The sequence below is a fragment of the Methylomicrobium lacus genome, from assembly GCF_041897535.1.
GTDB classification, from domain to species: Bacteria; Pseudomonadota; Gammaproteobacteria; order Methylococcales; family Methylomonadaceae; genus Methylomicrobium; species Methylomicrobium lacus_A.
In genome coordinates, this window is sequence record NZ_CP169217.1 from 3,988,641 (window position 1) to 4,001,161 (window position 12,521).

The window sequence follows — 12,521 nt, forward strand, 5'->3', positions numbered from 1 at the left end:
ACCCGACGATGGGGCCTACAGAATGTCCGAAAGTTTGATCGCGATATCGGGCAGTTGCAACAGGCTGATCGAATCACCGGCGCGCAGTGTGGTCTTCTGTTCATATGACTCGCCGTGCGGATGGCGATAGACTTCGAGGCAGTTGTCGTTCAGATTCAGCAGCCAATATTCCGGAATGCCATGCAAAGCATACAAACGCTGTTTTTGATTCTGATCGAAAGCCAGCGAACTGTCGGCGACTTCGATCAGCAGCAATACATCGCCGGCATTCGGATGGCGCGAACAATAGAAATCCGGATTCGGCTTCAACAGCATGAAATCCGGTTCCGGTTCGGACAGGTCGCCGAGTTGGAGCGGATCTTGAACGCTGACAATGGCTTTACCGGCAACAAGCGGGGCCAGAAAATTCGTGATTCGTTTCAAGTGACCCGCATGATTAAAGCCAATCGGTGCCATTTCGAGAATTTCTCCATCGATCAGTTCGAGCCGGCTGTCCGGCGGGAAAATGTTCGCCTCGCCGAGCCTGCGCCATTCATCGAGATTGGTCAGATGTTTGGTAGGATTCACTGTGGACATGGGCACCGTTAAACCGGATTTGCACAAAGGTTAAATATAATATGTCAATCATGATAAAGCAACACGCCGATATTAGGCCAAACACGACGATGACAACTTTCCCCATAGAAAAAATCAGAGCCGATTTCCCGATTCTGGCCGAAAAAATCCGCGGCAAAGACCTGGTTTATCTGGACAATGCCGCCAGCTGCCAGAAGCCGAATGCGGTGATCGACGCGATCAGCGATTTGTACCGGCACGATTATGCGAACATCCACCGCGGCGTCCATACTTTGAGCGTGCGTGCGACCGACAAGTTCGAAGGCGCAAGAACCAAGGTCAAGGACTTCATCAACGCGGCCAGCGAGAAGGAAATCATTTTCGTTCGCGGCGCGACCGAGGCGGTCAATCTGGTTTCCCAATCCTATGGGCGGGCCAACATCAAGGCCGGCGATGAAATTCTGATCACCGCGATGGAACATCATTCGAATATCGTGCCGTGGCAGCTCTTGTGCGAGCAAAGCGGCGCGGTCTTGAAAGTCGCGCCGATCAACCTGAAAGGCGAATTGATCTATAGCGAATTCGCAGCGTTACTGAGCGACAGGATCCGGCTGGTGGCGGTTGCGCATATGTCCAATGCCTTGGGCACGATCAATCCGGTCGAGAAGATCATCGCCGCCGCCCATGCTCGGAACATTCCTGTGCTGCTCGACGGCGCGCAGGCGATTCCGCACATGAAAGTCGACGTGCGGGCGCTCGATTGCGACTTTTATGTATTCTCAGGCCACAAACTGTACGGACCTTCCGGCGTCGGTGTGTTGTACGGCAAACAGGCGCTGTTGGAGGCGATGCCGCCTTATCAGGGCGGCGGCGACATGATCCGCCGGGTGACTTTCGAAAAATCGGAATATAATACGCTGCCCTACAAATTCGAAGCCGGCACGCCGAGCATCGCCGACGTGGTCGGGCTGGGCGCGGCGATCGATTATTTGAACGCGATCGGCATGGAGAACGTTGCGGCCTATGAGGCCGAATTGCTCGACTATGCGACCGAGCAGGCCAGGAAGATCAAGGGGCTCCGGATTATCGGCGAGGCGGAGCATAAAGGCGCGATCCTGTCGTTCGTGCTCGATCATATCCATCCGCACGACATCGGCACGATGCTCGACAGCTTGGGGATCGCGATCCGCGCCGGGCACCATTGCGCGATGCCGGTGATGGATTTTTACGGGGTGCCGGCGACCGCGCGCGCCTCGTTCGCAATGTATAACACCCGTGCGGAGATCGACGTGTTGATGCGGGGTATTGAATCGTTAATTAAGGTATTTGGCTGATGTTTGATGAGTTACGGGACCTCTACCAGGAGGTCATTTTCGATCACAACCGCAACCCGCGAAATTTCCGGGTCATCGAAGACGCGGACCGGCAGGTGGACGGCTTCAACCCCTTGTGCGGCGACCGCCTGACCCTGTATCTGAAAATGGACGGCGATGTGATCAAGGACGCCAGTTTCCAGGGTTCGGGTTGCGCGATCTCGACCGCGTCGGTGTCGCTGATGACCGAAATCATCAAGGGCATGACCGCGCAGGAAGCCGAAGCGTTGTTCAAAAAATTCCACGAAATGACCACCGGTAAGGACGACAACTTGCAACTCGAAGCGCTCGGCAAGCTGGCGGTATTGGCCGGCGTCAGGGAATATCCGGCGCGCGTGAAGTGTGCGACCTTGGCCTGGCATACGCTCGATGCGGCGTTGCAGAATCAGCATACGCCGGTTTCGACGGAGTGACAGGCTTTTCAGCCGTCGTCCGCAGCGGTGATTTCGCTACGATGCGTCGATGAATGAACCCGATTCCGCTTATGTCGGTAAACTCGCGGTGCTTTATGAAGGGCAGGGCGATTTGTCGATTTTTCGGCAGTTGGCCGAACGTTTGGGCGTTCCTTTACGAAACTCGAACGCGGAGGACTTCAATCCGCACGAAGCGTTTTTCTTGAGCTGGCGCGACGGCTGCCTGAAGCTGCTGGACACTGAATTGCTGAAAGCCGGCGGCCTGACGGTCGAAATCGAACCGCGCGCCGGCGAGCAGCGTTCCTGGCCGGCGCCGAAGCAGGGGCCTCTGGCGCAGGCGCTGGGCCGCAAGACCAAAACGGTGATCGATGCGACGACCGGTTGGGGGCAGGATGCACTGCATATTTATCGGATGGGTTACGAGCTGACCTGTCTGGAGCGCTCGCCGGTGATGGCCGCGTTGCTCGCCGACGGCTTCAAGCGCTTGCAGGAACTGGACTGGATGCAAAGGTTGGGTCTGGCGTCGCCTACGTTGATCCAGGGCAATGCGATAGACATTTTGGCGAATCTCGACAGCCAGCCGGACTGCATCTACATCGACCCGATGTTCCCACCGAAACGCAAAAAATCCGCGCTTGCAAAGAAATCGATGAGGGTGCTGCGCGACCTTTTGGGCGATGATACTGACAAGTCGCAATTGTTTGACGCGGCGCTCAGCGCCACCGGCAAACGCGTGGTCGTCAAGAGTCCCGATTATGCGGAGCCCTTGGGAGGCAAGCCGACTGAAAGTTTTCAGGGCAAGCTGCTGCGTTACGATGTTTATTTGACAGGCTAAAAAATACGGGGGGATTGATGACGGATTGGGTGGATGTTTGCGGGCGGAATGCCTTGGCGGACGGCGAGAATGTAGTCGTCGAGGTCGACGGAACCGATGTGGCGGTGTTCAGGATCGAAGGCTGTTATTATGCGATCGAGGATGTCTGCACCCATGACGGCGCGGAAATCGCCAGCGGCGAGTTGGACGGCGATCAAATCATTTGTCCACGCCACGGCGCGAGATTTTGCGTAAAGACAGGCGCCGTGTTATCCGCGCCGGCTTATGAAGATATTCACAGTTTTCCGGTGCGCCTCGAAGCCGAGAGGGTGCAGGTGCGGGACGACCGTTGGGACTAGGCTTAAGGAAAGATCGATGAAATTTAGAAACTCCCTGCTTTGTTTGCTGCTCGCCGCTGCTTTTGCGTCTTCCGCAGGGGCCGAGCCGCAAAAATCCTTCGATTATTATGTGATGAGTCTGTCATGGTCGCCGGAGTTTTGCGATTCGCATCCGAAGGAACAGCAATGCAGTCTGGGTTATGGCCTGGTGCTGCACGGTCTGTGGCCGCAGTATCAACGCAGTTATCCGCAGTTTTGTGACAGCCGGCCGCTGCCAGGCCAGTTGGTGCGGAAATACGCCGATCTTTATCCGAGCAAAGGCCTGATCTATCATGAATGGGAAAAACACGGCACCTGTTCTGGACTCGCGCCCGGCGAGTACTTACAGCTTTCCGAGACGCTTAAACAACTCTTCAAGACGCCGTCCGCTCTGCAAAATCTGGCAAAGCCGCTGCGCACCGATACGAAGCAACTGACCCAGTTCGTGGTGGCTGCTAATCCAGGGCTTGCCGCCGATGCGGTCGCGATTTCGTGCACAGGCAAGCAGCGTTATCTGGAGGAAATATACGTCTGTTATGATAGCAGCGGGGCGAAGGCGATAGCCTGCGCAGAGGATGTACAGAAAAAAAGCCTGAAAAGCTGTGGAAAATCGGGTATTGTGGTCAGAAATATCCGGTAATTACGACAATCATTAATAATGACTCAAGTTGTTTGATAAGGAGACCGATATGTTGGGCGAAAAACACCATTTGGCGCTTGAATTTCCCGAATTCCGCTATCAGATTCATGTGCTGAAAACCACTGATTCCCATTTTGCGAGGCTGTATCAGGAATATAACGATCTCGACGATGAAATCCGCCGCACCGAACTCGAAATCGAGGCGCATTCGGACGAGTTTCTCGAAAACCTGAAACTGCGGCGAATACAGTTGAAGGACGAGTTGTACGCGATGCTGCAAAAGGCAAGCGAATAAAATGCTTGGACGGTTGCGGCAAATCCAACCGCAACCGTACACAGAGCCTATTCAATCAGGAATTGTGAAAAAAGGGTACGTATAACGCGTACCCTTTTTTTGAACGCTTTGAGGCGTTAAATTCTTCTATCTGTCTCGGGATGAATATCGGCTGGTTTGCGGTTTTCTTCCTGCATAAACGGCCAGCAATAACCAGGCGAGCAAAAAACTGACGCCGCCAAACGGCGTGATCATGCCGAGCTGTTTCAAATCCATGATCGCAAGCAGATACAAGCTGCCCGAGAACAGTATAATCCCGATCAGCATCAGCCAGCCGGCCCAGTTCAGTAGTCTGGATGTGGGATCATCGCGGCGGACCAGGGCGATGCCGATCAGGCCCAACGCATGCCACATCTGATAGCTGGCGCCGGTGTGATAGGCCGTCAGCATCTCCGGGCTGAGTACATTCTTCAGGCCATGCGCGCCGAACGCGCCCATGCCGACTCCAATGAGGGCGCTGATCGCGCCGAAAAACAGAAAGATCGATTGCATCTCAGATTTCCTTCAGTCTCGGCATCAGCTGGACCAGGTTGCAGGGTAGAGTGCGGGCATCGAGTTGGTCCTTGATCAAAGCGTCCCACGCGGTGCGGCAGGCGCCGGAGGAGCCGGGCAGGCAGAACAGATAGGTGGCGTTCGCGACGCCGGCGATCGCGCGCGACTGGATCGTCGAGGTCTTGATGTCCTGATAGGACAGCATCCGGAAAGTTTCGCCGAAACCGTCCAGCACCTTGTCCAGCAGCGGTCTGACCGCTTCGGGGGTGCCGTCGCGGCCGGTCACGCCGGTGCCGCCGGTCGTGATCACGACATTCACTTCAGCGTTCGCGATCCACTCTGAGACGACGGCCCGAATCCGATAGATATTGTCGGGCACGATCTTTTTTTCGACGACATGGTGACCGGCGTCTGCCGCGCGTTCGACCAGGATCTTGCCGGAGGTGTCGTCGGCGTCGGTGCGCGTGTCCGATACGACCAACACGGCGATGTTCAAGGGAATGAATGATTTCGTCATCAAGGCTCATGTGCGGGTTAATTAGCCCGCACATGTTACCAGCATTGCAGATTATCGCAAGACGACGAAGAAGCCTTCCTGGCCGCGCTGAATATTGATCATCAGCGGCGCGCTCGGATCGGCTGCCTCTTTCAGCTCATCGAGGGTGTGTACGCGGAAGCGGTTGGCCGTCACGATCACGTCGCCGGGTCTGAGGCCGACGCGCCAGGCATAGGAGGCGGTATTGATCTTTTCGATCAGGATGCCTTCGACCTGATCCTTCGAGGTGGCGCCCAAGATCGTGCCTTTCAGGGTCGGATGCAGTTTTTCGCCGTTCAGGTGTGGACGTTCCGGCTTGCCGATCGTCGCCGTGACTTGTTTTCTTTCGTTACCGCGGTAGAATTCGAGATTCACTTGCTCGCCGATTTGCAGGAGTCCGACGATATTGCGGATGTCATGGCTGTTCTTGATCGACTTGCCGTTGGCCGCGACGATCACATCGCCAGGTTCCAGTCCGGCCTTGGCGGCAGGCGAATTGCTTTCGATCCGGCTGATCACCGCGCCCTGGCGGTTGGTCAGATTGAAGGCGCTGACCAGGTCGGGCGTCAAATCCTGCGTGGTGACGCCGAGCAGGCCGCGCCGCACTTCGCCGTGCTTGACCAGCGAGTCCTTGATGCTCGCGACCATGTTCGAGGGAATCGCAAAGCCGATTCCGACGTTGCCGCCGCTCGGCGCGAGAATCGCGGTATTCATGCCGATAAACTCGCCGTTCAGATTGACCAGGGCGCCGCCCGAGTTGCCGGGGTTGATCGAGGCGTCGGTTTGAATGAAGTCTTCATAACCTTCGATGCCGAGGCCTGAGCGCCCCAGCGCGCTGATGATCCCCGAAGTCACCGTTTGGCCGAGACCGAAGGGGTTGCCGATCGCGACCACGAAATCGCCGACTTTCAACTGGCTCGAATCGGCCATCGGCAGTTCGGTCAGGTTGTCGTCCGGAATCTGGATCACCGCGACATCGGCTTCCGGGTCGGCGCCGACCAGATGCGCGTCGAGCTGGCGGCCGTCGCTCAAGGTCACCATGATCTTGTCCGCCTTGTCGATTACATGGTTATTGGTCAGCACATAGCCCTTGTCGCTGTCGATGATCACGCCGGAACCGAGGCTGCTTTTCTGCTGCTGGCGCGGCGATTGATTGGGCAGATTAAAAAAGTGCCGGAAAAAGGGGTCTTGCAGCAAAGGATTCTGCTCGACTTCGATTTTGGTGGTCGTCGAAATATTCACCACCGCCGGCATGCTTTTTTCGAGCATCGGGGCCAGCGACGGCATGCTCTGGCCGCCCAGGAAAGCAGGCAGCGCCGCGCTTGCGGGTGGAGTCAATCCGAAGCCAAGTGAAAAAAGAACCGGTATCGCAAACTGTTTTCCAAAATTTTTTCTCATAGAGATTCTCAAGCGAGTTAAACGAGGCAGTAGACAATATAAGATCAAAAATGTTTAAAACAAGGCCCCATGATCATGGGACTGTTGGCACAAAAGCATTGTTTTTTACCATAGCGTGATGTTTTTCAACATTCCGTCAGGTTTTCGCACAGGCCGTTGGGTTCGAACTATGCTTTAATATTGTTAATTGCATTTAATGGACCGATGGCGGTAGATGTGAATTCAGAAGATGCCTTGCGCATTCGCAAGCTGGTTCCTTTGGCAACCTTGCCGGGACCTTTGTTCAATGACTTGTGCAACGAGGTGACGGTCGAAGAAGTCAGGGACGGCCCGTTGTTTAAAAGAGGCGATACGGATAATCACTTATTCTACCTGATTGACGGCGAAGTTGCGCTGCAGGCGGACGGATTGGTGATCGATGTGATCTCGTCGGCGCATGAGTCGTCCAAATTTGCCTTGGCGCACCAATTGCCGAGAAAGATCGACGCGGTTGCAAAAGGGGTGGTACGGTTTGTCCGGCTCGATGCGGACCGGGTCAATAACCCGCCGCAACTGGAATATAAGGAAGAAAAAAACATGATGGTGGTTGAAGAAGATATCGATGAAGAATCAGGCGACTGGATGACGGGGCTGTTGAAATTGCCGATCATTCAGCGCTTGCCGCCGGCCAATCTGCAAAAGGTATTGATCGCGCTGGAAGAGGTGGCGGCGGGACAGGGAGAGGTGATCATCGAACAAGGCGCTGTCGGCGATTATTTTTATTTCTTGAAAAGCGGTCAGTGCGCCGTAACGCGGAAGCCCACGCCCAATTCAAAGGACATTCGCCTGGCTGTGCTCGAAAAAGGCGAGATCTTCGGCGAGGATGCGTTGATTACCGACGCGCCGCGTACGGTTTCGGTCACCGCGCTGACCGATGTGATGTTATTGCGGCTGAACAAAAAGCAGTTCGTCAGCTTGATCAAGGCGCCTTCGCTGACCTTTGTCAGTTACGAAGAGTTGCCCGCGCTGCAGCAGGATGGAGCGGCGGTGCTGGATATTCGTTCGCCGGATGAATTCGAGAAACACCACATTGACGGCGCGATCAACGTACCGTTTTTCTCGCTCAGGATGCAATTCAAAAACTTGAACCGGGACAAGCCGGTGGTTGTCATTTGCCGTGACGGGCGCTCCAGCGAGGCAGGTGCATTTTTTCTGCTGAAGAACCGTTACAAGGCCTTCATTCTGAAGGGAGGCATGGAAGCCATAGCTGAGGCCGAACAAACCGAGGAAGTCCGGGAGCAGATCGAGACGACGGCCGAGACGCTGCCGCCATTGGAACAGGAGGATACTTTCGAACTGAAGGAACAGGCGGTCAGTCCGGAGGAACTGTTTCAGAAACTCAAAACAGAGAATGAAGCGTTAAGGCGAGCCGTCAGGCAGCTCAATGAAAAATGCAACAGGCTGGATATGGAAAAGAAACAGATCGAAGATCGCTTCGTGATGCTGTCGAAGCATTTCGAGCAATTAAAGCAGATGCTGCATAAACTCAAAAATAAAGCTTGAAATACCCGCCCGGACGAAACCACGGACAAAACGCCGTGGTGGGTCCGGGAGCGGATTGAAAGCGGGCTTATTTGATCTTCGCTTCCTTGTAGATCACATGCTTGCGGGCAACCGGATCGAACTTCTTGATTTCCATTTTTTCAGGCATCGTTCTTTTGTTTTTGGTCGTGGTATAAAAATGACCGGTGCCTTCGGTGGATACCAATTTGATTTTATCGCGCATTTTTCTTTCTCCTTACACTTTTTGACCGCGGCTGCGCAGGTCCGCCAGAACTGCGTCAATGCCTTTTTTGTCGATGATCCGCATGCCTTTGGTCGAAACTCTCAGGCGTACCCAGCGGTTTTCGCTTTCCACCCAAAATCTGTGGTGTTGCAGATTAGGCAAAAAACGGCGGTTGGTTTTGTTGTTCGCGTGCGAAACGTTGTTTCCGGTAACAGGCTGCTTGCCCGTTACTTGACAGACTCTGGACATGATTACCCTCTATGTGCCTTGATTCAAAAGTTAATCTAACTTTATACCAAAATTTCTTTTCAAGGTAAATAACTCCCGATAAAATAAACCGGAAATTTTCAAGTCAACGAACGGGAAAACAATGTCAATCAAGCTCGGCATGGTGATGGATTCCATCCAGAAGATCAATATCAAAAAAGATACCAGCTTTGCAATGCTGCTCGAAGCGCAGGCCAGGGGCTGGGAGCTGCACTACATGGAGTTGAACGATCTTTATCTGCGCAATGGCCGGGCTTATGCGCGCACCCGCATTGTGTCGGTTAAGCGGGATCCACAACGCTGGTTCGAATTTGATCAGGAGCAAGACCTGCCTCTGGATCAGCTCGATGTGATCCTGATGCGTAAGGATCCGCCGTTCGATCAGGAATACATCTATGCGACCTATCTGCTGGAACGTGCGGAAAGTTTGGGTGTCTATGTGGTGAACAAACCGCAGTCGTTGCGCGATGCGAACGAGAAGCTGTTCACCGCGTGGTTTCCGCAATGCTGCGCCGAAACGCTGGTGGCCAGGGAACCCGAAAGGATTCGCGCTTTTCTGCACGAGCAGGAAGAAATTATTTTGAAACCCCTCGACGGCATGGGTGGCACCTCGATATTCCGCTTGCGCCGGGGCGACCCCAATCTGAGCGTGATACTCGAAACGATGACACGTTATAATACCCGTTATGTGATGGCGCAAAGGTATTTGCCCGAGATTGTCGACGGCGACAAGCGCATCCTGTTGGTCAATGGGGAGGCGGTACCCTATGCGCTGGCGCGGATTCCGGCGCCGGGCGAAACACGCGGCAATTTGGCGGCCGGCGGTCGTGCCGAAGGCCGGTCGCTGACCGAGCGCGACTGGTGGATCGCCAAGCAGGTTGGTCCGACGCTGAAGGAAAAAGGCCTGGTGTTTGCGGGCATCGACGTGATCGGCGATACCTTGACCGAAATCAACGTGACCAGCCCGACTTGCGTGCAGGAACTGGACCGCGAGTTCGGTCTGAATATTGCCGGCATGCTGATGGATCATATCGAGAACACGATTGCCTGATATGATGAGTCGCGCGATATTCGAACCCACGACGACACCCGGCAATGATACGATTCTGGCCTTCCTGGTTGTTGCAGCGGCCCTGCATGTACTGATCATTCTAGGGGTCGATTTTTCCGAATCGAAGCCTGAAGAGTTTAAGCGTTCTATCGAGATCACGCTGGTCGACACGCCGGCCAAGAAAGCGCCCAAACAGGCGAAAATGCTGGCTCAGGAAAATCAGGTCGGCGCTGGCGAGCAGGATATCAAGCCGAAACCGCAGGCACAGAAAATCGCCAATGAGGGCAATACCAGCCAAAGCAAGCATCTGGTAAAGGCCGAGCCGGAACAGCAGCAGAGCCGGCCGAAGGCTCATAAAAAAGTCGTCACTCAGCAAAAGGCCGAAAAAAAGGTTGCCGAGGTGAAAGCGGCGCCTGTGCCCGACAAGGAACCCGTGGCAGAAGAGCGTCAGCATCCGATCCTGACGCCCGAGGCGCTGCAGCAGCAGATTACGCAGTTGGGCACAGAAATTCGCGACAGCCAGCTGAGCGGCGAGCAAAGCAAGATCAAATTCGTCAGCATGGTTAGCGCGCATAAATATCTTGCCTCGCAGTATCTGAAAGACTGGGAAAACAAAGTCGAAAAGACGGGGAATCTCAACTATCCCGACGTTGCCGCGAAGAAGAATTTTTCGGCTACATTGACTATGGATGTCGGCATCAATGCCGACGGCAGCATCTACAGCATCCGGATCAGTAAGTCCTCGGGGATTCCGGAACTGGACGAGGCGGCCAAAAACATCGTCCGGATGAGCGCGCCGTTCGCTCCGCTGCCTCAGGATTTGTTGAAGGAACTGAAGGTCCTGGTGATTACCCGGGTCTGGAAGTTCTCGGATGAGTCGGGCATTACGACGCGATAAACCGTTGCTGTCCGTGCAGTAACCTTAGACACTTTAAGTGATAGCCATGAGCGAAGCGACTTATCTAAACAATCAATTCATCATCGCGATGCCGAATCTGGCCGATCCGAATTTTTTCCATACGGTCACCTACATGTGTCAGCATAATCGCGAGGGCGCGCTGGGCATCGTGATCAACCGTTCGACCGGCATGCAGCTCGGCGAAATCTTCAAGCAAATGGATATTCGCGTGACTTCCGACACGGCCACCAATGCGCCGATCTATGCCGGCGGGCCGGTACAGCAGGACCGCGGCTTCGTCGTGCATACTACCTGCGGGCAATGGGATGCGACGATGCCGGTTTCCGATACGATTTCGCTGACCACCTCGCGCGATGTGATCGAGGCGATCGCGGTCGGCGAGGGACCTGAACGCTATTTGGTCGCGCTCGGCTATGCCGGTTGGGGCGAAGGCCAGCTCGAGAAAGAAATCCGCGACAATGCCTGGCTCAATTCGCCCTTCGGCACCCAAGTCCTGTTCGATCTGCCGATCGATATGCGCTGGGCGGCGGCGGCCGGGCAAATCGGCGTCGACATCAACCAGCTGACGATGCCGGCGGGACATGGCTGAGGGGTATTCGAGCCGCTTGGTCAATCCGAAAAGGGACCCTCTGGCACCGAAACAGTCCGGCGATACCTATCTCGGTTTCGATTTCGGCACCAAGAAAATCGGCGTCGCGGTCGGGCAGACCACGACCGCGACCGCAAGCCCGCTGCAAACGCTCAGGGCGGTCAATCAACAGCCGAATTGGCAGGGGATCGCCGAGCTGATCCGCGACTGGCAACCGGCCGGGCTGGTGGTCGGCATTTCGCGGCAGGCGAATGGCGAAGATAATCCTGTCACGCCGCGTATGTTAAAATTCTGCCGGCAACTGGAAGGCCGTTTTGGGCTCCCGGTCTTCCCGCAGGACGAAACCCTGTCGACCTTCGAGGCCAAACAGCTCTTGTTCGACGAGGTCAGCGTCAGCGCGACGAAACTCTGGGAAGTCCAGGATCAACTGGCCGCACAGCTTATTTTGCAAACCTGGCTTAACGCCCGCTATCGAGAAAATGAATCCTAATCCTATCGATATTCCTGAACTGATCGACCAACTGGCCGATCGGTTGAAAACCCTCATTGCCGAACGCAAACTGAGTAACCCTTTGCTGATCGGCATCCGCACCGGCGGCGTCTGGATCGCCGAGCGCCTGCATCAAAAACTGCAAATTCAGGAGCCTTTGGGGCTGTTGGATATTTCTTTTTACCGCGACGATTTTTCGCAAATCGGCATGAATCCGAAGGTCAAGCCGAGCCAGTTGCCGCCGCAACTCGAAGGCCGCGACATCATCCTGGTCGACGATGTGTTTTATACCGGCCGGACGATCAGGGCGGCGCTGAACGAAATATTCGATTACGGGCGTCCGAATCAGGTCGTCTTGGCGGTGCTGATCAAGCGCGACGGCAAGCAGATTCCGATCGCGCCCGATTGCGTCGGCATGCGTATCGAGTTGAATCCAGGCCAGCGCATCAAGCTGACGGGGCCGGAGCCTTTAGGCGTGCATATCGAGATGGTCAAAGGAGCGGCTTAAC

The 12,521-nt window shown here is 55.1% G+C and carries 18 protein-coding genes; 12 read left to right on the forward strand and 6 right to left on the reverse strand.

Annotated elements, in window-relative coordinates:
* Positions 1-15: 15 nt before the first annotated feature.
* A complete protein-coding gene (locus tag ACEPPP_RS17900) occupies positions 16-576 on the reverse strand; it encodes a Uma2 family endonuclease (RefSeq protein ID WP_374088722.1) in 561 nt (186 codons plus the stop codon).
* A gap of 89 nt (positions 577-665) precedes the next feature.
* Between ACEPPP_RS17900 and ACEPPP_RS17905 the strand changes: the two genes are divergently transcribed.
* Genes ACEPPP_RS17905 through ACEPPP_RS17930 form a run of 6 tightly spaced genes read left to right on the forward strand, consistent with a single transcriptional unit; the run spans position 666 to position 4,467 of the window.
* Positions 666-1,889: a SufS family cysteine desulfurase gene (locus tag ACEPPP_RS17905; RefSeq protein WP_374088723.1), complete on the forward strand. Its 1,224-nt coding sequence runs from the start codon at positions 666-668 to the stop codon at positions 1,887-1,889.
* Positions 1,889-2,341: a Fe-S cluster assembly sulfur transfer protein SufU gene (gene sufU / locus ACEPPP_RS17910; RefSeq protein ID WP_374088724.1), complete on the forward strand. Its 453-nt coding sequence runs from the start codon at positions 1,889-1,891 to the stop codon at positions 2,339-2,341. The genes ACEPPP_RS17905 and sufU overlap by 1 nt, the downstream gene beginning before the upstream one ends.
* 49 nt (positions 2,342-2,390) lie before the next feature.
* Entirely contained in the window at positions 2,391-3,176 is a 786-nt protein-coding gene (locus ACEPPP_RS17915; protein WP_374088725.1) for a class I SAM-dependent methyltransferase, read from the forward strand.
* 17 nt (positions 3,177-3,193) lie between these two features.
* Positions 3,194-3,514, forward strand: a complete 321-nt coding sequence (locus tag ACEPPP_RS17920) for a non-heme iron oxygenase ferredoxin subunit (protein WP_374088726.1) — start codon at positions 3,194-3,196, stop codon at positions 3,512-3,514.
* Positions 3,515-3,530: 16 nt separating this feature from the next.
* Positions 3,531-4,172: a ribonuclease gene (locus ACEPPP_RS17925; protein WP_374088727.1), complete on the forward strand. Its 642-nt coding sequence runs from the start codon at positions 3,531-3,533 to the stop codon at positions 4,170-4,172.
* Between the two features lie 49 nt (positions 4,173-4,221).
* Positions 4,222-4,467, forward strand: a complete 246-nt coding sequence (locus ACEPPP_RS17930; protein ID WP_374088728.1) for a YdcH family protein — start codon at positions 4,222-4,224, stop codon at positions 4,465-4,467.
* 126 nt (positions 4,468-4,593) lie between these two features.
* Here the strand turns inward: ACEPPP_RS17930 and ACEPPP_RS17935 are convergent, their stop codons facing one another.
* From ACEPPP_RS17935 to ACEPPP_RS17945, 3 genes are read right to left on the reverse strand one after another with little or no spacing between them, the layout of a single operon-like run.
* Positions 4,594-4,998: a DUF423 domain-containing protein gene (locus ACEPPP_RS17935; RefSeq protein ID WP_374088729.1), complete on the reverse strand. Its 405-nt coding sequence runs from the start codon at positions 4,996-4,998 to the stop codon at positions 4,594-4,596.
* A gap of 1 nt (position 4,999) precedes the next feature.
* A complete protein-coding gene (moaB, locus tag ACEPPP_RS17940; RefSeq protein ID WP_374088730.1) occupies positions 5,000-5,515 on the reverse strand; it encodes a molybdenum cofactor biosynthesis protein B in 516 nt (171 codons plus the stop codon).
* A 51-nt stretch (positions 5,516-5,566) separates the two neighbouring features.
* Complete coding sequence (locus ACEPPP_RS17945; protein ID WP_374088731.1) at positions 5,567-6,931, reverse strand: DegQ family serine endoprotease; 1,365 nt, start codon at positions 6,929-6,931, stop codon at positions 5,567-5,569.
* Between the two features lie 216 nt (positions 6,932-7,147).
* Here ACEPPP_RS17945 and ACEPPP_RS17950 point away from each other — a divergent pair, with 216 nt between their 5' ends.
* On the forward strand, positions 7,148-8,473 hold the full coding sequence (locus tag ACEPPP_RS17950) for a cyclic nucleotide-binding domain-containing protein (RefSeq protein WP_374088732.1): 1,326 nt from the start codon (positions 7,148-7,150) through the stop codon (positions 8,471-8,473).
* Positions 8,474-8,540: 67 nt separating this feature from the next.
* Here the strand turns inward: ACEPPP_RS17950 and rpmG are convergent, their stop codons facing one another.
* Both rpmG and rpmB read right to left on the reverse strand, forming a co-directional pair.
* Positions 8,541-8,696, reverse strand: coding sequence for a 50S ribosomal protein L33 (gene rpmG, locus ACEPPP_RS17955; protein WP_020565575.1), 156 nt, complete (start codon positions 8,694-8,696; stop codon positions 8,541-8,543).
* A gap of 12 nt (positions 8,697-8,708) precedes the next feature.
* Positions 8,709-8,945, reverse strand: a complete 237-nt coding sequence (gene rpmB, locus ACEPPP_RS17960; RefSeq protein ID WP_374088733.1) for a 50S ribosomal protein L28 — start codon at positions 8,943-8,945, stop codon at positions 8,709-8,711.
* Positions 8,946-9,066: 121 nt separating this feature from the next.
* Between rpmB and gshB the strand changes: the two genes are divergently transcribed.
* Genes gshB through pyrR form a run of 5 tightly spaced genes read left to right on the forward strand, consistent with a single transcriptional unit; the run spans position 9,067 to position 12,520 of the window.
* Positions 9,067-10,014, forward strand: coding sequence for a glutathione synthase (gene gshB, locus ACEPPP_RS17965; RefSeq protein WP_374088734.1), 948 nt, complete (start codon positions 9,067-9,069; stop codon positions 10,012-10,014).
* Between the two features lies 1 nt (position 10,015).
* The gene (locus tag ACEPPP_RS17970; RefSeq protein WP_374088735.1) at positions 10,016-10,912 is read left to right on the forward strand and encodes a TonB family protein; all 897 of its coding nucleotides are present in this window, start codon (positions 10,016-10,018) and stop codon (positions 10,910-10,912) included.
* Positions 10,913-10,958: 46 nt separating this feature from the next.
* Positions 10,959-11,522 (forward strand): YqgE/AlgH family protein, encoded by a 564-nt coding sequence (locus tag ACEPPP_RS17975; RefSeq protein WP_374088736.1) that lies wholly within the window; start codon positions 10,959-10,961, stop codon positions 11,520-11,522.
* Positions 11,515-12,012, forward strand: coding sequence for a Holliday junction resolvase RuvX (ruvX, locus tag ACEPPP_RS17980; RefSeq protein ID WP_374088737.1), 498 nt, complete (start codon positions 11,515-11,517; stop codon positions 12,010-12,012). Before ACEPPP_RS17975 ends, ruvX begins: the two co-directional genes overlap by 8 nt.
* Positions 12,002-12,520: a bifunctional pyr operon transcriptional regulator/uracil phosphoribosyltransferase PyrR gene (pyrR, locus tag ACEPPP_RS17985; RefSeq protein WP_374088738.1), complete on the forward strand. Its 519-nt coding sequence runs from the start codon at positions 12,002-12,004 to the stop codon at positions 12,518-12,520. Before ruvX ends, pyrR begins: the two co-directional genes overlap by 11 nt.
* The last annotated feature ends 1 nt before the right edge of the window (position 12,521 follow it).